Source organism: Luteococcus sp. H101 (assembly GCF_038433155.1).
Classification (GTDB): Bacteria; Actinomycetota; Actinomycetes; order Propionibacteriales; family Propionibacteriaceae; genus Luteococcus.
The window spans coordinates 80,725-98,636 of the sequence record NZ_JBCDMW010000026.1 but is presented as its reverse complement, the minus strand read 5'-3'; the positions used below and the strand labels follow the sequence as shown (position 1 = coordinate 98,636).

General features: G+C 68.6%; 18 protein-coding genes. 6 read left to right on the top strand and 12 right to left on the bottom strand.

The window, feature by feature from the left end:
• Positions 1-702: 702 nt before the first annotated feature.
• The 5 genes from AAEX60_RS11415 to AAEX60_RS11395 form a co-directional block, all read right to left on the bottom strand.
• Positions 703-1,287: a hypothetical protein gene (locus AAEX60_RS11415; protein WP_342103577.1), complete on the bottom strand. Its 585-nt coding sequence runs from the start codon at positions 1,285-1,287 to the stop codon at positions 703-705.
• 122 nt (positions 1,288-1,409) lie between these two features.
• Positions 1,410-1,835, bottom strand: coding sequence for a Fur family transcriptional regulator (locus AAEX60_RS11410; protein WP_342103575.1), 426 nt, complete (start codon positions 1,833-1,835; stop codon positions 1,410-1,412).
• Positions 1,836-1,860: 25 nt separating this feature from the next.
• Complete coding sequence (locus AAEX60_RS11405) at positions 1,861-2,847, bottom strand: metal ABC transporter permease (protein ID WP_342103573.1); 987 nt, start codon at positions 2,845-2,847, stop codon at positions 1,861-1,863.
• Positions 2,844-3,686: a metal ABC transporter ATP-binding protein gene (locus AAEX60_RS11400; RefSeq protein ID WP_342103571.1), complete on the bottom strand. Its 843-nt coding sequence runs from the start codon at positions 3,684-3,686 to the stop codon at positions 2,844-2,846. The genes AAEX60_RS11405 and AAEX60_RS11400 overlap by 4 nt, the downstream gene beginning before the upstream one ends.
• A complete protein-coding gene (locus tag AAEX60_RS11395) occupies positions 3,683-4,726 on the bottom strand; it encodes a metal ABC transporter substrate-binding protein (RefSeq protein ID WP_342103569.1) in 1,044 nt (347 codons plus the stop codon). Before AAEX60_RS11395 ends, AAEX60_RS11400 begins: the two co-directional genes overlap by 4 nt.
• Positions 4,727-4,822: 96 nt before the next feature.
• Between AAEX60_RS11395 and AAEX60_RS11390 the strand changes: the two genes are divergently transcribed.
• The 3 genes from AAEX60_RS11390 (at position 4,823) to AAEX60_RS11380 (ending at position 7,000) form a co-directional block, all read left to right on the top strand.
• Positions 4,823-5,200 (top strand): hypothetical protein, encoded by a 378-nt coding sequence (locus AAEX60_RS11390; protein WP_342103567.1) that lies wholly within the window; start codon positions 4,823-4,825, stop codon positions 5,198-5,200.
• A 9-nt stretch (positions 5,201-5,209) separates the two neighbouring features.
• Positions 5,210-5,518 (top strand): antibiotic biosynthesis monooxygenase family protein, encoded by a 309-nt coding sequence (locus AAEX60_RS11385; protein WP_342103565.1) that lies wholly within the window; start codon positions 5,210-5,212, stop codon positions 5,516-5,518.
• 102 nt (positions 5,519-5,620) lie between these two features.
• Positions 5,621-7,000: a glycine--tRNA ligase gene (locus AAEX60_RS11380; protein WP_342103564.1), complete on the top strand. Its 1,380-nt coding sequence runs from the start codon at positions 5,621-5,623 to the stop codon at positions 6,998-7,000.
• A gap of 171 nt (positions 7,001-7,171) precedes the next feature.
• On the opposite strand, the gene AAEX60_RS11375 is transcribed toward AAEX60_RS11380, so the two are convergent.
• Genes AAEX60_RS11375 through rfbF form a run of 6 tightly spaced genes read right to left on the bottom strand, consistent with a single transcriptional unit; the run spans position 7,172 to position 12,762 of the window.
• Complete coding sequence (locus AAEX60_RS11375) at positions 7,172-7,822, bottom strand: serine O-acetyltransferase (RefSeq protein ID WP_342103563.1); 651 nt, start codon at positions 7,820-7,822, stop codon at positions 7,172-7,174.
• 45 nt (positions 7,823-7,867) lie between these two features.
• A complete protein-coding gene (gene lhgO / locus AAEX60_RS11370) occupies positions 7,868-9,106 on the bottom strand; it encodes an L-2-hydroxyglutarate oxidase (RefSeq protein ID WP_342103562.1) in 1,239 nt (412 codons plus the stop codon).
• On the bottom strand, positions 9,103-10,410 hold the full coding sequence (locus AAEX60_RS11365) for an NAD(P)H-dependent oxidoreductase (RefSeq protein WP_342103561.1): 1,308 nt from the start codon (positions 10,408-10,410) through the stop codon (positions 9,103-9,105). The genes lhgO and AAEX60_RS11365 overlap by 4 nt, the downstream gene beginning before the upstream one ends.
• A complete protein-coding gene (gene rfbC, locus AAEX60_RS11360) occupies positions 10,407-10,952 on the bottom strand; it encodes a dTDP-4-dehydrorhamnose 3,5-epimerase (protein WP_342103560.1) in 546 nt (181 codons plus the stop codon). Before rfbC ends, AAEX60_RS11365 begins: the two co-directional genes overlap by 4 nt.
• Before the next feature lie 2 nt (positions 10,953-10,954).
• Positions 10,955-11,983 carry an NAD-dependent epimerase/dehydratase family protein gene (locus tag AAEX60_RS11355; RefSeq protein ID WP_342103559.1) on the bottom strand — a complete coding sequence of 343 codons (1,029 nt, stop codon included), beginning with the start codon at positions 11,981-11,983 and terminating at the stop codon, positions 10,955-10,957.
• A 5-nt stretch (positions 11,984-11,988) separates the two neighbouring features.
• Positions 11,989-12,762 carry a glucose-1-phosphate cytidylyltransferase gene (gene rfbF, locus AAEX60_RS11350; protein ID WP_342103558.1) on the bottom strand — a complete coding sequence of 258 codons (774 nt, stop codon included), beginning with the start codon at positions 12,760-12,762 and terminating at the stop codon, positions 11,989-11,991.
• 216 nt (positions 12,763-12,978) lie between these two features.
• Between rfbF and AAEX60_RS11345 the strand changes: the two genes are divergently transcribed.
• A complete protein-coding gene (locus AAEX60_RS11345; RefSeq protein ID WP_342103557.1) occupies positions 12,979-13,953 on the top strand; it encodes a glycosyltransferase family 2 protein in 975 nt (324 codons plus the stop codon).
• 56 nt (positions 13,954-14,009) lie between these two features.
• Here AAEX60_RS11345 and AAEX60_RS11340 read toward each other — a convergent pair whose 3' ends face one another.
• A complete protein-coding gene (locus AAEX60_RS11340) occupies positions 14,010-14,633 on the bottom strand; it encodes an LURP-one-related/scramblase family protein (protein ID WP_342103592.1) in 624 nt (207 codons plus the stop codon).
• Positions 14,634-14,710: 77 nt separating this feature from the next.
• Here AAEX60_RS11340 and AAEX60_RS11335 point away from each other — a divergent pair, with 77 nt between their 5' ends.
• Both AAEX60_RS11335 and AAEX60_RS11330 read left to right on the top strand, forming a co-directional pair.
• On the top strand, positions 14,711-16,858 hold the full coding sequence (locus tag AAEX60_RS11335; protein WP_342103556.1) for an alpha-galactosidase: 2,148 nt from the start codon (positions 14,711-14,713) through the stop codon (positions 16,856-16,858).
• Positions 16,859-16,864: 6 nt separating this feature from the next.
• Complete coding sequence (locus tag AAEX60_RS11330; RefSeq protein ID WP_342103554.1) at positions 16,865-17,911, top strand: ROK family transcriptional regulator; 1,047 nt, start codon at positions 16,865-16,867, stop codon at positions 17,909-17,911.
• Position 17,912 lies beyond the last annotated feature (1 nt).

The following is a 17,912-nucleotide window of genomic DNA, read 5'->3' as shown; positions in this document are numbered from 1 at the left end:
ACCGCCGACGCCGCCAACGGCGTCTCGGCAAACTCACCCCAGTAGAGTTCGAACTGGTCCATCAGACGGTCGCACAGGCCGCCTGACCAGCCCCTAGAAATCTGTCAACCAAACTGGGGGCATTCCCCCTGAGTGGGCCGTCGTCTGAACCCCCCGGCGAGGCATGCCCTCGCTCGGGTGGGAGGTTCGGTCGTAGCGGAGCATCGCCGGGCCGTCGATGGTGGAATGCCCTCGCTCGCGTGGGGAAGTTCGGTTGTGGGGTGATGCTCCAGTGCCTGTGCACTTCGCGCCCTCTGGTATCAGTTCGCGTGTGTGGGGAACCACCCCTGGCGCGATCGGTCGGCGCGAAGTGCCTCGTCGCACTTTGGCGGCGCGACGTGACGCATGGGGGTGCTGCCTCCGGCCCGTTCTCAGGAGACATGCGGCTTGGGGTGCCGGCCCTGCTCCCTGACCAGGCCGTTTCCCTGGTGAAAGTCCGGCGTGGCACTTCGCGCCGGTGAGCTACCGGGTTGAGAGGTGTTGGAGCGCGCGGTGTGCATTTGGATGGCGCGGAGTGCAGACGCACTGAGCCGGAGGCCTGGGATTGGTTGCTGGTTCTGAGGCGGATGTCCGCGGAACCGGGGCGGGCACCCGGATCGGGTCACACGGGGCGCTGTCTCATGAGTAGTGGGGTGGTTCCTGCGTTCGGGTCACGGGCACGATTCACGAGTAGTGGGGTGGTTCCTGCGTTCGGGTCGCGGGCACGATGTCGAGATCGGGGGCCCGAAGGAGTGCCTGGATGGCGCCGGCACGTGCGCCGATTCCTGCCCAGTGGGGGTCGACGTCGTTGGCGAGGCACCAGGCCCGATCCGCGGGCCAGACGAAGGCCGGGATGCCCGGCGCCCAGTCTCCTGGGGCCCCGCGGAATAGCCAGTCCCCTGGGGCCCCGCTGAACAGGTGGTAGCTCCGGGCGTGGCCGTTCAGGCTGGGGCTGCCCAGTGGCCTCCCGGTGGACGGGGGTTCTGCGGCACCGTCCCAGAAGGCCACCAGGAGGTCGTCCGGGGTCTTGGTCCACCGCAGTAGGTGCGTCAGTGCTCGGGAGACCTGTTGGAGGTCATCCGGGTGGTCATCGGGGAGGGTGACGTCGGCCTCCCGTTGACCGGGGTGCTGGGGATCGGGGATGAACCGCAACCGGGCGTAGGCCGGGAATCCGGCGGGGCCGAAGGCCACGGTGCGCGCCCACTCGTCGGGGCCCAGGTCCAGCCATTCGGCGGCCCGGGCCGCCTCCGGCCCCTGCAGTTGCTCCATGGGGTCAGTCTGCCCAGAAGGAGGACCAGGTGCTCGGGGGAAGGGGCTCCCGGGTGCGGGCCTGGTGGTCAGTCGGAGGGAGGGCCGGGGTGCTCGGGGGGAAGGGGCTCAGACCAGCCCGATCAGCAGTCGGAACACAGGCCGAACAACTCGATCTCGTGCCCTGCGTCGCGGAACCCGTGCTCCTGGGCGACGGTGGCGGCCCATTGCTCCACGACGGTTGCGCTGATCTCCACCGTGCGGCCGCACTCCCGGCAAACCAGGTGGTGGTGGTGTCCGTCGGAGCACTTGCGGTAGACCATCTCCCCGTCGTCGGTGCGGATCCCGTCCACCTCGCCGGCCTCGGCCATCGCCTGCAGGGTGCGGTAGACCGTGGCCAGCCCGACGGAGTCTCCCGCAGAGCGCAGGTCCTCGTGCAGCTGTTGGGCGCTGCGGAAGCCGTCGATGTCGGCCAGCAACCCACGGATGGCAAGGCGCTGCCGGGTGACGCGTTGGGGCGCTCGCCCGGTGGGTGGGTTGCTGGGCCCGGTGCTCATCTCAGGGCTCATCTCAGGGCTCATCTCAGGGCTCATCTCAGTGCTCATCGAAGTGGTCTCCGTGGGGTGCGTGCCGGTGTCCGTCGTGCAGGTAGTCGACGTGGTCGCCGTGCTGGATGGCAAGGTGCTCACCCTCGTGGCTGTGGGGCGGCTCGGTGCACACGACGTGATCCTCCTCCTCGTGCTGCTCCTGTTGGTGCCGCTCCAGGGCGGCCAGGCGTCGGTGCCGCAGCGAGGTCACCGGCCAGGTGAGCAGGAAGACCACAATCGCACACACGACGATGGTGGCGCCCGACGCGGTGTTCCAGTAGTACGAGCCCACCGTCCCGCCGAAGGCGACCACGGCACCCAGCGCCATGGCGCCGAACAGGCAGGCCCGGAAACTGACGAACAGGTTCTGCGCCGTGGCGACGGGAATCACCATCATGGCGCTGACCAGCAGCAGGCCGACGGTGCGCATGCTCATGGTGACCGTCACCGCCGCCAGCACCACCACCAGCAGGTTGAGCCAACGCACCCGCAGCCCGAGCACCCGGGAGAAGTCCTCGTCGGCACTGACCGCGAACAGGCGTGGCCACAGCCCGACGCAGACCAGCAACACGATCACTGCCAGCAGGGCCACCACCTGGACGTCGCCGGCGCTCACCGTGGTCAGGGAGCCGAACAGGAACTGGGACAGCGCCCCGGTGCCCTGTCCTCCCAGCCCGGCCATCATCACGCCGGAGGCCAGACCACCGTAGAACAGCACCGCCAGCCCGACGTCGCCGGTGGCGCGCCCCTGCTGGCGCAGCAGCTCGACGGCCACCGCACCGGCCACGCACACCGCGATGGCCAGCGGCAGGGGAGCGGTGCCGGTCAGGAAACTCAGACCCACACCGGCGACGGCGACGTGGCCCAGCCCGTCGCCCAGCAGGCTGAGGCGACGTTGCACGATGTAGGTGCCGATGGCCGGTGCCATCAACCCGGACAGGAAGGCGGCCAGCAGGGCCCGCTGCATCAGGGGCAGCCAGAGCATCTCGATCATCGGTTCTCCCGGACGGGTCGGCGCTCGGCGAGCAGGTGGGGGGCGGGCAGGGGCGGTTCGGGGATCGGCGCGGTGGCGTGGTGGTGGTCCGGGGTGCCGATCCCGGCGCGCAGCGGCCCGTCGTGGATCACCCGGCCGGTCTGCAGCACGATCGAGCGGTCAATAAGGTCCTCCATCGGGCCCAGGTCATGCAGCACGACGAGGATGCCCAGCCCCTCGGCCTTGAGTTCGCGCAGCACCCGCGCCAGGGAACGCTGGGTGGTCATGTCCAGGCCGGCCAGTGGCTCGTCGAGCACCAGCAGGTCCGGCTGGGTGCACAGCGCCCGGGCAATCAGGGCCCGCTGCTGCTGGCCACCGGACAGCGGCAGGAAGGGCGCCTTGCGCAGCTCGGTGAGCTTCACCCGGGCCATTGCCTGGTCGATCGCCTCCCGGTCTTCCCGCCGCTGCGGGAAGAAGGGTTTGCGGTGGCCCAGCCGCCCGGTGGCCACCACCTCCCCGACGGTGGCATTGGCCAGTTGCAGGCTGCCGCGCTGCGGCACATAGCCCACCCGGCGCCACTGGTGGAAGGAGCCGAGCGGGGTGCCGAACAGGTGTCGCTCACCGGAGGAGACGGGCGCCAGCCCCAGCAGGGTGCGGACCAGGGTGGTCTTGCCGGAGCCGTTGCCGCCCAGCAGGGCGATGGTCTCGCCCGGCATCACCTGGGCATCGACGCCGTGCAGGATCTCGTGGCCCTGCAGGTTCACCACCAGCTGGCTCCCCTGGACCAGGGGAACCGTGCCGGAACCGGAACCGGAACCGGAATCGGGGCTGGGTGTGGAGGTGGGTGGGTTGGTGGTCACTGGCATCCATTCGCGGTCTGGAGCGCGGCCAGGTTGGCCTGCTGCACGGAAATGTAGTCACTGCCGCGGGACTCGTCGGTGATGCCCTCAAGTGGGTCCAGCACGTCGGTGCGGAGCTTGAGGTCGCCGGCGATGGCCTGGGCGTGGGAGGGGGAGACCAGGGTCTCGTAGAAGATGGTGGTCACGCCGTGCTCCCGGGCCAGCCGCTGGACCTCGGCGATCCGGGCGGGCGACGGATCGGATTCGGCCGCCAGCCCGGAGATGCCGATCTGGTGGAGCCCGTAGGCCTTGGCCAGGTAGCCGAAGGCGGCGTGCGAGGTGATGAACTCCTTGCGCCGGCAGTTCTTCAATCCGGTGGCGAAGGAGCGGTCCAGGGCCGTGAGCCGGCCGCCGAGCTGCTGGGCACTGGCGGTGTAGGCGGCGGCCCCGGCGGGATCCGCCTCCGCCAGGCTGCGCTCGACGGCCTGGCTGATCCTCGCCATGTTCTTCGGGTCCAGCCAGAGGTGCGGATCGGTGGTGCCGTGGTCATGCCCCGCATGGGCCGCGTGCTCGGCCGCCGTCTCGCCCTCATGCCCGCCCTCGTGCTCATCGCCGTGCTCATCGTGCTCATGGGCGTGCTCACCGGTGTGCTCACCCTCGTCGGTGCTGGCGGCCGCCGGCACGACGCTGCTCACGTCCAGCACCCGCTTGGGCTGGGCCTGCTCGACGGCCTTGTCCACCGACGGCTGGAAGCCCTTCTGGTAGATCACCAGGTCGGCACCCGAGAGCGCGGCCACCTGCCGGATGGTGAGCTCCAGGTCATGCGGTTCGGACCCCGGGGCGGTCAGGGTGGTGACCCGCGCGCGGTCCCCGGCGACATTCTCGGCCACGTACTGCAGCGGGTAGAAGGCGGTCACCACCGTCAGCTGCTGGTCATCCCCGGCCTGCGGCGGCGCACCGCATGCGCTGGCGGCCAACAGCAGGCTGGCGACGGCGGGGACGACGACGCGCCGCCTGCGCGCGCCGGTCCCGGGGCCGGTGGAGGGGTTGGTGGTCTTCATGAGAACCATTGTCAACACAATTGAGAATGGTTCGCAAATCCGGCTTGCGGGCGGCCCGCCGGGGCAACGGATCATGGGCACCGCTAGCGTGTCGCCATGACAACCTCCGTACGCTCCATGGCGCTCGCGGTAACCACCGGGATCGCCGGGCTGCTGGCCACGGGCTCGCTGGACCCGGCGGCGGCCGACACGGGGGAATCCGGCACCTCCCTCCTGCAGGTGTGCACCTGGCTCTACCTGCTCACCGTGACGGCCCTCGCGGCGCGGGAGGGCTTCCTGGACGGGGAGTCCGGCCAGGTCTCCGGGTGGCTGCTCGTGGCGGCCGAGGCGCTGGGAGCGATCGTGCTGGTGACCGGCAGCCTGGCCGTCGCCGACGAGCTGCAGCCGCACAGCGGCAGCGTGGTCTGGGCCGTGATGACGGTGGGCAGCCTGCTCTTCCTCGAGCTGGGCCGCCATGGTGGGCAAGCTGACTAGGCTGTTCGCGTGATCGTGATCAACCGCTTCCGCGTCCCGCCCGCCCAGCAGCCCGCCTTCCGGGCCCAGGCCCAGGCGGCGGTGGAACTGTTCGGCACCAAGCCCGGTCTGCAGTCGATTGACCTGGTGCAGAACCTGGACGAGCCACAGCTGTGGGCCCTGGTCACCCGCTGGGAGCATGTCGGGGCGTATCGGCGCGCCCTGGGCGGGTTCGAGTCCAAGATGACCATTGTCCCGTTGCTCAGCCTGTCCCTCGACGAGCCCAGCGCCTTCGACCTGCCCGACGAGGTTGGCCAGAACCTGCCCCGCGGGATTTAGCCGATAGGGTGGGCCGCAGCGTGAACGCCCGCGATGTGCGGTGCTGCGCAAAACCCGGCACCCTCCAGGCGTCGGGTCCAATGAGGACTTGGAGAGATTGAAGTGGCACCCAGCACACTCGACAACGTGATCAGCCTGTGCAAGCGACGGGGGTTCGTCTTCCCCTGTGGCGAGATCTACGGCGGCACCCGCGCCGCCTGGGACTACGGACCCCTGGGCGTGGAGCTCAAGGAGAACATCAAGAAGCAGTGGTGGCGCTACATGGTCACCGGCCGCGACGACGTCGTCGGTCTGGACAGCTCCGTCATCCTGCCCAAGCAGGTCTGGGTCGCGTCGGGTCACGTCGGTGTCTTCACCGACCCGCTGACCGAGTGCCTGTCCTGCCACAAGCGCTTCCGGGCCGACCACCTCGAGGAGGACTTCGAGGCCAAGCACGGGCGGCTGCCGTCGGGCCAGGAGGAGCTCAACTGCCCCAACTGTGGCAACAAGGGCCAGTGGACCGAGCCGCGTGACTTCAACATGATGCTCAAGACGCACCTGGGTGTCATCGAGGACGAGTCCGGCCTCCATTACCTGCGCCCCGAGACCGCGCAGGGCATCTTCGTGAACTTCAAGAATGTGGTGCAGTCCAGCCGCATGAAGCCCCCCTTCGGCATCGGCCAGACGGGCAAGAGCTTCCGCAACGAGATCACCCCCGGCAACTTCATCTTCCGCACCCGCGAGTTCGAGCAGATGGAGATGGAGTTCTTCGTCAAGCCCGGCACGGACGAGGAATGGCACCAGTACTGGATCGACGCCCGCACGCAGTGGTACACCGACCTGGGCATCGACCCGGCCAACCTGCGCCACTACGAGCACCCGAAGGAGAAGCTGTCGCACTACTCGAAGCGCACCGTGGACATCGAGTACAAGTTCGGCTTCGCCGGCAGCGACTGGGGCGAGCTCGAGGGCATCGCCAACCGCACGGACTTCGACCTGGGCACCCACTCGGAGCACTCGGGCGTGGACCTGAGCTACTTCGACCAGGCCGCGGGCGAGAAGTACGTGCCCTACGTGATTGAGCCGGCCGCCGGCCTGACCCGTTCCCTGATGGCCTTCATGGTGGAGGCCTACACCGAGGACGAGGCCCCCAACACCAAGGGTGGCGTGGACAAGCGCGTCGTGCTGAAGCTGGACCACCGCCTGGCCCCGGTCAAGGCCGCCGTGCTGCCGCTGAGCCGCAACGAGGCCCTGTCCCCGAAGGCGCGCGAGCTGGCCGCCCAGCTGCGCAAGAACTGGAATGTGGACTTCGACGACGCCCAGGCGATCGGCAAGCGCTACCGCCGTCAGGACGAGATCGGCACCCCGTACTGCATCACCGTCGACTTCGACACCCTCGAGGACAATGCAGTCACCATCCGTGAGCGGGACACCATGCAGCAGGAGCGCGTGGCGCTCGACCAGGTGGAGGGCTACCTGGCACAGCGCCTGATTGGCTGCTGACCAGCACAAACACGGCACAGCGCCCGGATCCAGGAAGCGGATCCGGGCGCTGTGTTGTTGGTCAAGGCCTCGGCAGGCTTGGCCGCCGTGGTGGGGTCAACTCGGCCACCGTGACCGGGCTCCGCTCAAGCCCACCACGGTCCCCGAGCCTGTCGAGGGGTGGCCAGCCGACTATTCGGGGCGCATCACCCGGGACTTGGGGGAGAGCACCACGGCGCGGGCCGGCACATTGTCCATCACCGTCGCATTGGGGCCGATCTGCACGTCGTCGCCGATCTCCACGTCGCCCAGGACGCAGGCATTCACCCCGACGGAGACATTGCGGCCCAGCCGGGGCGCCTCGCCCGCATAGCGTTCCGGATCCCCGGAGATGGCGCCCAAGGTGGCTCCCTGCCGGATGATGCAGTCGTCGCCGATCACGCTGAAGGGGTGGATCACAATGCCGTGTTGTTCGACGATCCGCACCCGTCGGCCCACCTGCACGGTCTCCGGCAGGTCGATCCCGTAGACATTGCGGCAGATGACCTGACCGGCGCGGCTGATCACCCGGGCGGGGGCACGCAGCGGCTTCGGAGCCTGATCGGTGGCCGCCCAGGCGCCCACCCGGTTGACCGCCAGCGCCTGGAAACCCGGGCGCAGCAGCCCCTCATTGGCGCGCATGTCCTCGCGCAGCTGTCCGACCAGGGGCACCTTCTCGGTCAGGGCACGCACCCAGCCACGACGTGGGGGAGCGGAGATCCGTTCCTTCCAGCCCGCGCCGTGCTGGGTGTCGAAACCCTCGGTGCTGTCACCGGTGGTCACCAGATGGTCATGGTCGGTCATGGTCACAATCCCCCAAGCAAATTGGTTGAACATGACCACACTAGGTCAGGACCGGCCGTCGAGAACCTGTTCGGTGATGTGGTTCGCGATCGGCATAGCGGAGGTGGCCGCCGGGGACGGAGCATTGCACACGTGCAGCATCCGCGCCGTCTGCAGGAAGTGGAAGTCCTCCACCATGGTGCCGTCGGCCCGCACCGCCTGCGCCCGGATGCCGGGCGGGTAGGGGCCCAGGTCCGCGGTGGTCAGCGTGGGGCAGTACTTCTGCACCCGCTTGAGGTAGGCGGGCTTGTACAGCGAGTCCCACTGCTCCTTGATCCCGGTGCGCAGCATGCCCTTGGCCAGCTTCCAGAAGCCCTTGAACTTCACGAAGTCCACCACGTCGCCCGGCTTGATGGACAGCTTGGGGTAGCCCTCCCGGGCAAATCCCATCACCGCATTGGGTCCGACGGTGACCGAACCGTCCATCATCGGCGTCAGGTGCACGCCCAGGAAGGGCAGGTCGGGGTCCGGAACCGGGTAGATCAGCGCGTTGACGATGTCATTGTGCTGCGGCGCCAGCTGGTAGTACTCGCCCCGGAAGGGCACCATCTGGAAGTCCGGCTCCAACCCGGCCAGGCGGGCCAGCCGGTCGGCCTGGATGCCGCCGCAGACCACCAACTGGCTGGCGTAGACCCGATCGGTGCCGGTGCCCCCGGCCGACCCCAGGTCCACCGAGACCTCGCTCAGCGACTCGTGGATCCCCAGCACCGGGGTGGACAGCCGCACCTCGCCGCCCAGGGTGACGATCTTCTCGGCCATGGTGGCGCACACCTGCCGGTAGTCGACGATGCCGGTCTGCTTGACCACGATCGCGCCCAGGCCCACCACATTGGGCTCGCGGCGGCGCAACTCGTCGGCGTCGATCAGCTCGACGTCCAACTCGTTCTGCTGGGCCCGCTCGAAGAGCTTGTGCATCCGCTCCAGCTCCAGCTCATTGGTGGCCACGATCAGCTTGCCGGTGTTGCGGTAGGCAATCCCGTTGGCGTCGCAGAAGTCGCGCGTCCACTGGGCGCCCTGCTTGCAGAACGACGCCTTCTTGGAGCCCGGCGCGTAGTACACGCCGGCGTGGATCACGCCGGAGTTGTGGCCGGTCTGGTGGGCGGCCACCTGGGACTCCTTGTCCACCACCAGCAAGGACGAGCCGGGTCGCTTCTCCAGCAGGGTGAGGGCGGTGGCGAGGCCGACGATGCCGGCCCCCACCACCAGGTAGTCGTACGGGTGCCCCGTTTCGGCCTGCGCGCTCACCGCTGGACCACCGGGAACAGGGCGTCCTGCTCGGCGCGCAGCTGGTCGGCCAGCCGACCCTCGGGCACCTCGACGTCGGCACAGGAGATGACCTCGTCCTTGCCGATGTCGCGCTTGAGGACGCAGCCCTCGGCCAGGCCCAGCGGCAGCAGGTTCTCCCCGCGCTGGATCGACGCCTTCTCACACACGCCGTAGTAGTCATAGCCACCCTTGGCGTCCAGGGCCTGACCGGCCTTGAGGTCCCGCTTGGCCATCGGCACCACCTCAACCCGCGGACCGTCGGGCAGCGGCTTGATGCAGGCGTCCCCCAGCAGCGCGGCGCGCGCGATGGTGTTGGGCACCTCGAAGTGGCACAGGTGGTAGGGGGCGTAGAAGGAGTACAGCGGTCCCTCGCCCAGCTTGTACAGGTTGAGGTAGTGCTGCTGCTTCGGGTCGTCGTGCTCGGCCAGGACGTAGACGCCGGGGCCCGGCTTGGCCTTGACGACGTAGTCCACCGCCCCGCCCAGGGCCTTGAGCTCGGCCAGGTCATACATCCCGGTCAGCTCGTCGACGTGGCCCTCGTGGTCCCGGCCCAGGCAGCCGCGCTGGTGAACCGAGAAGCCGGCGGCATTGGCCACCAGCGCCTGTTCGACGCTGACCTTGGTGCCGTCGGCGAAGGAGGTCACCATGTGCGGGTCCTGGCCCCACTTCTTGGCGAAACCCTCCTGGGTGGTGGGGTTGCGGTACTCGTCCTGCAGCCCCTTGATGTTGCCGGCCACCAGCGGGTTGAGCCCCAGGCCGCGCACAAAGCGGATCAGGTTCATCTGCACGCCGGGCTGGTCGCCGTCCATGCCGGTGTACACGACGCCGGCCGCCTCGGCCTTCTTGCACAGGATGGTGCCCAGGGTGGCGTCCACCTCGGCATTCATCAGCACCAGGTGCTTGCCGTGCTCGATGGCGCACAGGGCCAGCTCCGCGCCGAAGAAGACGCTGCCGGTGGCATCCACCACGACGTCGACCTCGTCGGAGGCGCACAGGGCGGTGTGGTCGTCGGTGACGGCCACCTTGCCCTGCCGGGCGGCGGCGGACACGGCACCGGCATTGTCCGCGTCGACCACCTGGTCACTGCCGTAGCCGGCGTAGTCCAGCGCGGCATGTGCCTTGTCCAGCGAGCGCGCGTAGACGGCGGTGATCACCATGCCGGGCACGGTGTGGTGGATGTGGTTCATCATGCCGCGGGCCATGAAGCCCGGGCCGACGACGCCGACCCGGATCGGCTGGTGCGCCAGCTCGGCGCGCTGCAGCAGCGTGTCGGTGATGATCACTGGGGAATCTCCTTGCCATCCCAGTCGGCCCAGTTCTGGTCCTTCTCGCTGATGACCTCCACCTCAACCGGCCACTCCAGGCCGAAGGCGGGGTCATTCCAGCGCTGGCCACGTTCGCTCTGCGGGGCGTAGTAGCCGGAGACCTGGTAGGTGACCAGGGTGTCGTCGGTCAGGGTGAGGTAGCCGTGGGCGCAGTAGGGCGGGATCCACAGGGCGCGGTGGTTGTCCTCGGAGAGCTCCACCATCACCTTCTTGCCGAAGGTGGGGGAGTCCTCGCGCAGGTCCAGACAGCAGTCGACGATGCTGCCCTTGACGCAGCGCACCAGCTTGCCCTCGGCGTCGGGCTCGATCTGGCGGTGCATGCCGCGCATCGTGCCCTTCTTGTGATTGCCGCTCATGTTGGCCTGCACCACCTCGGTGGGCAGCCCGTGCTCGGCAAACTCCTTCGCGTCGAAGGTGCGGGTGAAGAAGCCACGGTCATCGCTGAACGGCTTGATGTCGATGACCCAGCAGCCGTCGACCTCGGTGGGGGTCCACTCCATGATCAGTTCTCCTTCTTGGTCCAGAAGAGGTCCGGGGTGACCTGCTTGGTCTCCAGCAGGTACTCGATCTGCTTCAGCCGGGTGTGACCGCGGCCGTTGAAGATCTCCGGGGTGAGCTGGATGGCCTCGAAGACCTCGTGCAGCTGCTTGGCGCCGGCGGCCAGGTCCCAGTCGGTGGAGTAGCCCAGGGTGTCGGTGATCTTGTCGAAGTTCACCCGGTAGGAGCGGTTGTCCGCGCTGGGCTCACCGAAGGTCAGCTCACAGCCGGTGAACTCCTGCGCCACGGTCTCGGCGATCTGGCGCACGGTGTAGTTCTGGTTGTTGGAGCCGACGTTGAAGATCTCCGAGTGCACCTTCTCCACCGGGGCGGCCAGGACGGCGCGGATCGCCTTGGCGATGTCCAGGCCGTGCACCATCGGGCGCCACGGGGTGCCGTCGGAGGTCATCGCGATCTTGCCGGTGGTCCAGGCCAGGCCGGACAGGTTGTTCAGCACGATGTCGAAGCGCTGCCGCGGGGAGGCGCCGTAGGCGGTGGAGTTGCGCAGCGCGGTGGGGTGGAAGTTGTCGTCGGCCATGGTCCACAGGTCGTTCTCGGTGAGCACCTTGCACTTGGCGTAGGCGGTCTGCGGGTTGACCTGGCTGGTCTCGTCGGCTACGCCCTCGGCCACGCCATAAGCGGAGCAGGAGGACATGTAGACGAAGCGCGGCACGCCGGCCTGCTTGGCCACCTCGGCGACGTGCACCGAGCCCTTGTGGTTGATGTCGTAGGTGATGGGGCCCACCAGGTCACCGGTGGGGTCATTGCTCAGCTCCGCCATGGCCACGACGGCGTCGAAGCCCTCGCAGTCGGCGACGGTGAGCTCCCGCATGTCCTTGTTGAGGGTCTGCGGGGTCATCGCGACGCCGTTGTACAGCCAGCCGTACTTGTAGAAGCCCGTGTCCAGGCCAACCACCTCGTGGCCCTCGGCCGCCAGGGTCGGGGCCAGGAGGCAACCCAGGTAGCCGTCGGTTCCGGTCACCAGAATCTTCATGTTCTTCACCACACCTTCCAGGGCGCGACGCCGTCGGCCCAGAGCTTTTCGAGTTTGTTGCGGTCCTGCAGAGTGTCCATGGGCTGCCAGAAGCCCTGGTGCTTGTACGCGTTGAGCTGCCCGTCGGTGGCCAGGTTGCGCAGCGGCTCCTGCTCCCAGACGGTCGAGTCGTCGGTGATGTAGTCGATCACGCCCGGTTCCAGGACGAAGTAGCCGCCATTGATCCAGGCACCATCACCGTCCGGCTTCTCCTGGAAGCTGGTGATGGTGGATTCGCACTTGCCCAGCGTGATGGCACCGAAGCGGCCGGGCGGCTGCACCACGGTCATGGTGGCCAGCTTGGCCTGGGCCTTGTGGAAGTCGATCGTCGCGGTGATGTCGACGTCGCTGACGCCGTCGCCATAGGTGAAGCAGAAGGTCTCGTCGCCGATGTAGTCCCGCACCCGGCGCAGCCGGCCGCCGGTCATCGACGCACCGCCGGTGTCCACCACCGTGACCTTCCACGGCAGGTTGGCGCGCTTGTGCACCGTCTGCTCACCGGTGCTCAGGTCGAAGGTGACGTCCGCGTAGCGCATCGCGAAGTTGGCGAACCAGTCCTTGATGACGGTCCCCTTGTAGCCCGCGCAGACGATGAATTCGTCGATCCCGTGGGCGGCATATTCGTTCATGATGTGGAACAGGATCGGCTGTCCGCCGACCTCCACCATGGGTTTGGGCTTGGTGCCAGTTTCCTCGCTCAGGCGAGTTCCCAACCCGCCTGCCAACAGCACTGCCTTCATTTGCTGGATCCCCCGATCTCAAGACTGGCCACCCCCCGGTGGCCCGCTGACAGCAACACTAGGCCCGCGGCATGTCATCCGACAGACGGCTGGTCCCGGAATGTGATGGACTGTCAGCCGTGCCGGGCAATGGGCCGGCAATGGGGGAACCAGACGCGAAGAAAACGGGTCTGACTAGGTAATACAGGGGGAACTATGGCCGCTGTCACGGTCGTCATGCCGACCTATCTTCGTCAGGAATACCTGCCGAAGGCGATCGGGTCGCTGCTTCAGCAAGAGTTCAAGGACTTCACAGCTTTGATCTGTGACAACGCCAACTCGGGTACGACGCGCAAGTTCGTGGAGAGTCTGAATGATCCGCGGTTGGTCTACGTGCCCCGGGAGCACAACCTTGGCCTGGTCAGGAATTCGCTGGAGGGATTCCGGGCCGCAGAGAGTGAGTTCGTCACCAAGCTGGACGACGACGATGAATTCGAGCCCAGCTACCTGGGTCGCTGCGTGCAGGCCCTGCGGGAACATCCCGAGGCGGCCTTTGCGTTCACCGACATGCGGTGGATCGGGCCGGACGGGGAGTCGCTGGAGGGCGTGCAGCAGCAGCAGGACGAGTCCCACGGCTATGGCCAGCTGGTGGAGGGGATGTACCGGCCGCTGAACAGCCTGCTGGTGCACGGCGTCGTGGCGCTCAATGCCACCGTCCTGCGGACCTCCGCCCTGGACTGGAATGCCGTGCGGGAGGACACCGAAACCGCCTTTGACCTGCACATTCTGTTGGAGGCGGCGCGTCACGGTGCGGCGGCCTACCATGTCGCGGAGCGGCTGGTCCGCTACCGGGTGCACCCCGCCACCGACTCGGCCACCAACTACGCGCGCCAGCTGAAGGGCCGGCTGGTGGCGCTGGAGGATGCGCTGCCGGATGCGGCGATCTTCGACCGCCCGGCACTGCTCTCGGCGATGGAGCAGACGTCGACGACGCTGGCTCGGGTGGCGCTGATCGAGGGCAAGCCCGCCGACTCCCGGGCCGCCCTGAAGCCGGTGCTGAGGGACACCGTGAACCCGGCGATCATGCGGCTGGCTCTGCTGGGGGTGTTGCCCTCACGGGTCACCCAGGGCGTGATGGAGCGGCGCAATGCCCAGTGGCAGAAGCGTCACACGATGGGCCCGGTGGACCCGCCGCGGCCCAAGCTCAGCTGAACATCTGGTGAGGAAGCGGGTGGGCCGCCGCCCGCCCGGCTTCCCCTGTCGGGCCGTCAACTGCTGGAGCCGGCGGAGGCCGCGGAGCTCTCCTTGGCGCGGATCAGATCCAGCGCCAGCACGGCGCCCACGGTGGCCGCGCGCAGGTGGTGTGGCAGTTCCCCGGCGAAGCCCAGGGCATAGCGTTCCCGGCCGAGCAGGGCGGCTCCGATCCCGGGCCAGGAGCGGGAGACCTGGGCCGCCTGTCCCTGGCTGCCCGCGACGGTGAACTCTCGTTCCCAGAAGCTGCCGCGCAGTTCCAGCTTCTCGTCGGCCAGTTGCACGGTCAGGTGCTTGGAGAACAGGGTGAACTGCTTGACCACCTCGGCGAAGCGCTGGCCGTCGGGGCCCAGCAGGGCGAAGGTGTCCCGGCCGAGGTTGGGGACGTCGTCCACCGTGAGCAGCGGCCGGCCATCGGACTCGACGACGGTGAGCTGTCGCGAGCCGAGGAAGGACCGGGACAGCGCCGAGCCGCCCGTGGTGATGATGCCCACCGGGATGCCCTGGGCGTCGTGGATCGCGAAGTCATTGGTGAAGAAGCCGGTCACCTGGTCAATGATCAACACGTCGTGCTCAAGAAGGGTCATGTCCTCATGGTGGCAAGGACTGGTGTCAGTGGGGGTGGAGTTCTGGCCTCGCAGTGCCTAGGATGGAGTTAGTTTCAAAACAACACGAACATCACCATGTTCCGTGTCATGCCCCCCACTGGAGGATTGCCATGAGCGCACAGGCCCAGATCATCCTGGAGGCGGCGGGAACCACCGTCGTCCTGGACTCACCGGCTGGGGCCCTGCCCCGGGTGGTGCACTGGGGGGCCAGCCTCGGCTCACTGGACCAGGGGCGGTTCACCAGCCTGGTTGCCGCACAGGCTCCGGTGCGCATGCACAACGGCCAGCCGGACCAGGGTTTCGCGCTGGCGTTGCTGCCCGAGCAGTGGCGCGGCTGGTACGGCCACCCGGGTCTCAGCGGCTCCCGCCATGGCAAGGCGTGGGCCCCCCGCTTCGTGGTGGAGGGCATCGAGCTGGACGGTGCCCCGGTGGCCGGCTTCATCAGCGCGGGCGCGGGCACCATCGTGTGGCATGCCGCCGATCCGGACGGTGGCCTGGCGCTGGATCTGGTGCTGGAACTCACGCCGTCGGGCCTGGTTCGGGCGCGGGCCGAGGTGACCAACACCGGTGAGGATGGCTACCAGCTGGACGAGCTGCTGATTGCCATGCCGGTGCCGGCGCGTGCCACCGAAATCCTGGACTTCGCCGGGCGCTGGGGCAAGGAGCGGGTGCCGCAGCGGACGTCGCTGCCGGTGGGCACCCACTGGCGGGAGGGGCGGCATGGCCGCACCGGCGCCGACTCCGCCTTCGTGCTGCACCTGGGGGAGCCCGGTTTCGGCTTCCAGCACGGCGATGTCTGGGCCGTGCACACCGGCTGGAGCGGCAACCACGTGCACTACGCGGAGAAGAGCCTGATTGGTGACCAGGTGATCGGCGGAGGTGAGCTGCTGCTACCCGGCGAGGTGGTGCTGGCCAACGGCGAGGGTTACGCCAGCCCCTGGATCCACTTCACCCACGGCGTGGGCCTGGACCAGATCGCGCATCGCCACCACGACTTCATCCGGGCCGCGCACCCCGTCGACCCGCAGCGCCCGGTGACCCTGAATGTCTGGGAGGCCGTCTACTTCGACCACGACGCCGACCGGCTCAAGGACCTCGCGCACCGCGCCGCCACGCTCGGGATCGAGCGCTATGTGCTGGACGACGGTTGGTTCGGCTCCCGCCGCGACGACCACTCCGGCCTGGGTGACTGGGTGGTCAGCTCCGACGTCTGGCCCGATGGCCTGCACCCGTTGGTGGACGAGGTGACCGGCCTGGGCATGCAGTTCGGCCTGTGGTTCGAGCCGGAGATGGTGAACCCGGACTCGGACCTGGCCCGCGCGCACCCCGACTGGGTGATGCAGGTGCCCGGCCGCACCCTGCTGGAGGCCCGCCACCAGTGGGTGCTCAACCTGGGCATCCCGGAGGCCTATGCCCACGTCCGAGACCAGATGATGGCCCTGCTCGACGAGTACGACCTCAGTTACATCAAGTGGGACCACAACCGGGACCTGCTGGATGCCGGCACCTCGCCCGACGGCCGTCCCGGCGTCCACGAGCAGACCCTGGCCTTCTATCGGCTGGTCGACGAGCTGAAGGCGGCCCACCCCGGCCTGGAGATCGAGTCCTGCAGCTCCGGCGGCGCCCGGATCGACCTTGAGGTGATGCAGCACTGTGACCGGGTCTGGGTCAGTGACAACATCGACCCGACCGACCGGCAGCAGATGATGCGCTGGACCGCCCAGCTGCTGCCGCCGGAGATGCTGGGATCCCACATCGCCTCGGGCGCCTCGCACACCACCGCCCGCCATCACGACGTCAACTACCGCGCCGCGACGGCCGTCTTCGGGCACCTGGGTGTGGAGTGGGACCTGGCGAAGGCCACCGACGAGGAACTGGCGAAGCTGGGGGAGTGGATCGGCTGGTACAAGCAGCACCGCGGGCTGCTGAATGCCGGCACGCTGGTGCGCGTCGACGTACCGCAGTCCGGCGACGGCGACGTGTTCCTGCACGGCGTCGTTGGTGAGGATGCGGCCATCTTCGCGTGGACCTCGCTGGTCACCACGTCGACGTGGAGCCTGGGGGCCATCAGGCTGCCCGGCCTGGATCCCGACGCCACCTACCGAGTGGAGCACCTGGACCTGACGGTCACCGAGGGCCCCGGGATGCATGCCGAGCCGGTGGAGATGACCGGCCGGATGCTGGCCACCGCGGGGCTGCGGGCACCCGTCGTGCACCCGGAGCGCACACGGATCCTGGTGGCCGAGCGGGTGGGGTGAGCGGGCGTGGACGACTTCTCCGGCCTGGACGCAACCTCGCGACGGCTGGCGCTGGCGGTGCTGCGCCAGGGCCCGATCTCCCGGGCGGAACTCCGCGGCCGGCTGGGGCTGTCGGCGCCCAGCCTGACCCGGCTGGCCAAGCCCCTGGTGGCCCGCGGACTACTGGTGGAGGGCGAACCGGTGGGGCCGGTCACCACCGGCCGCCCGTCGGTGCCGCTGGACGTCGACTCCACCCGAGGGCACTTTCTGGGCGTGAAGTTCGTGCCCGGGCGGATGTTCGTCGTGCTCACCGACCTCAAGGGGACGGTGCTGGAGAGCCGGGTGGCCGATTCCGACTTCGGTGATCCCGCGAACGCGGTCGAAGCCGTCGCAACCGTCGTGGACCAGGTGAGGCGGCGCCCGGACGGGATCGGCATCAGCCTGGGCGCCAGCGTCCGGGACGCCGGGTTGGTGTGCGAGGCCGGTTTCATGGGCTGGCCGGACGTGCGGCTGGCGGAGCTGGTGCGGCGGCGCACCGGGCTGCCCTGTGTGGTGGAGAACGACGTCACCGCACTGGCACTGGCCGAGCACTGGTTCGGCTTCGGCCGCGGGGTGCGCGACTTCCTGGTGGTGACCCTGGGAGCCGGTGTGGGGGCCGGCCTGGTCTGCGAGGATGAACTGGTGCGCGGCCACCGCGGCCGGGCGGGGATGATCGGCGGCCTGGTGCTGCACGACGGCCGTCGGCTGCACCAGGTGGTGGAGACCGCGGCCATTCAGGCCCGGTTGGCCGACGAACCGTTGGCTGTGGTGCTGGCCGACGTCGCCGGCGCGATGGGGGAGCTGATCGGCCAGCTCTGCTTGGTCAGCGCGCCGGCACGGGTGCTGCTCTCCGGTGAGGGCCTGGAGCTCCTTTCCGGGGCGGAGCGGGCGCCGGTGACCCGGGCGCTTCTCGCCGGGATCTCCCGCTACACCCAGCTGGAGCCCGAACAGCTCCGGGTGGAGCCACTGGACTTTGCCGAATGGGCCCGGGGCTCCGCGGCCATGGCGATCCGAGCGCACATGGCCGCGGAGTAGC

Coding starts and splice junctions, on each gene's coding strand:
- AAEX60_RS11335 (WP_342103556.1), top strand. CDS start 14,711: ATGAGCGCACAGGCCCAGATCATCCTGGAGGCGGCGGGAACCACCGTC.
- AAEX60_RS11345 (WP_342103557.1), top strand. CDS start 12,979: ATGCCGACCTATCTTCGTCAGGAATACCTGCCGAAGGCGATCGGGTCG.
- AAEX60_RS11395 (WP_342103569.1), bottom strand. CDS start 4,726: ATGAAGACCACCAACCCCTCCACCGGCCCCGGGACCGGCGCGCGCAGG.
- AAEX60_RS11375 (WP_342103563.1), bottom strand. CDS start 7,822: ATGACCGACCATGACCATCTGGTGACCACCGGTGACAGCACCGAGGGT.
- AAEX60_RS11410 (WP_342103575.1), bottom strand. CDS start 1,835: ATGAGCCCTGAGATGAGCACCGGGCCCAGCAACCCACCCACCGGGCGA.
- AAEX60_RS11390 (WP_342103567.1), top strand. CDS start 4,823: ATGACAACCTCCGTACGCTCCATGGCGCTCGCGGTAACCACCGGGATC.
- AAEX60_RS11355 (WP_342103559.1), bottom strand. CDS start 11,983: ATGAAGATTCTGGTGACCGGAACCGACGGCTACCTGGGTTGCCTCCTG.
- rfbC (WP_342103560.1), bottom strand. CDS start 10,952: ATGGAGTGGACCCCCACCGAGGTCGACGGCTGCTGGGTCATCGACATC.
- AAEX60_RS11405 (WP_342103573.1), bottom strand. CDS start 2,847: ATGATCGAGATGCTCTGGCTGCCCCTGATGCAGCGGGCCCTGCTGGCC.
- rfbF (WP_342103558.1), bottom strand. CDS start 12,762: ATGAAGGCAGTGCTGTTGGCAGGCGGGTTGGGAACTCGCCTGAGCGAG.
- AAEX60_RS11415 (WP_342103577.1), bottom strand. CDS start 1,287: ATGGAGCAACTGCAGGGGCCGGAGGCGGCCCGGGCCGCCGAATGGCTG.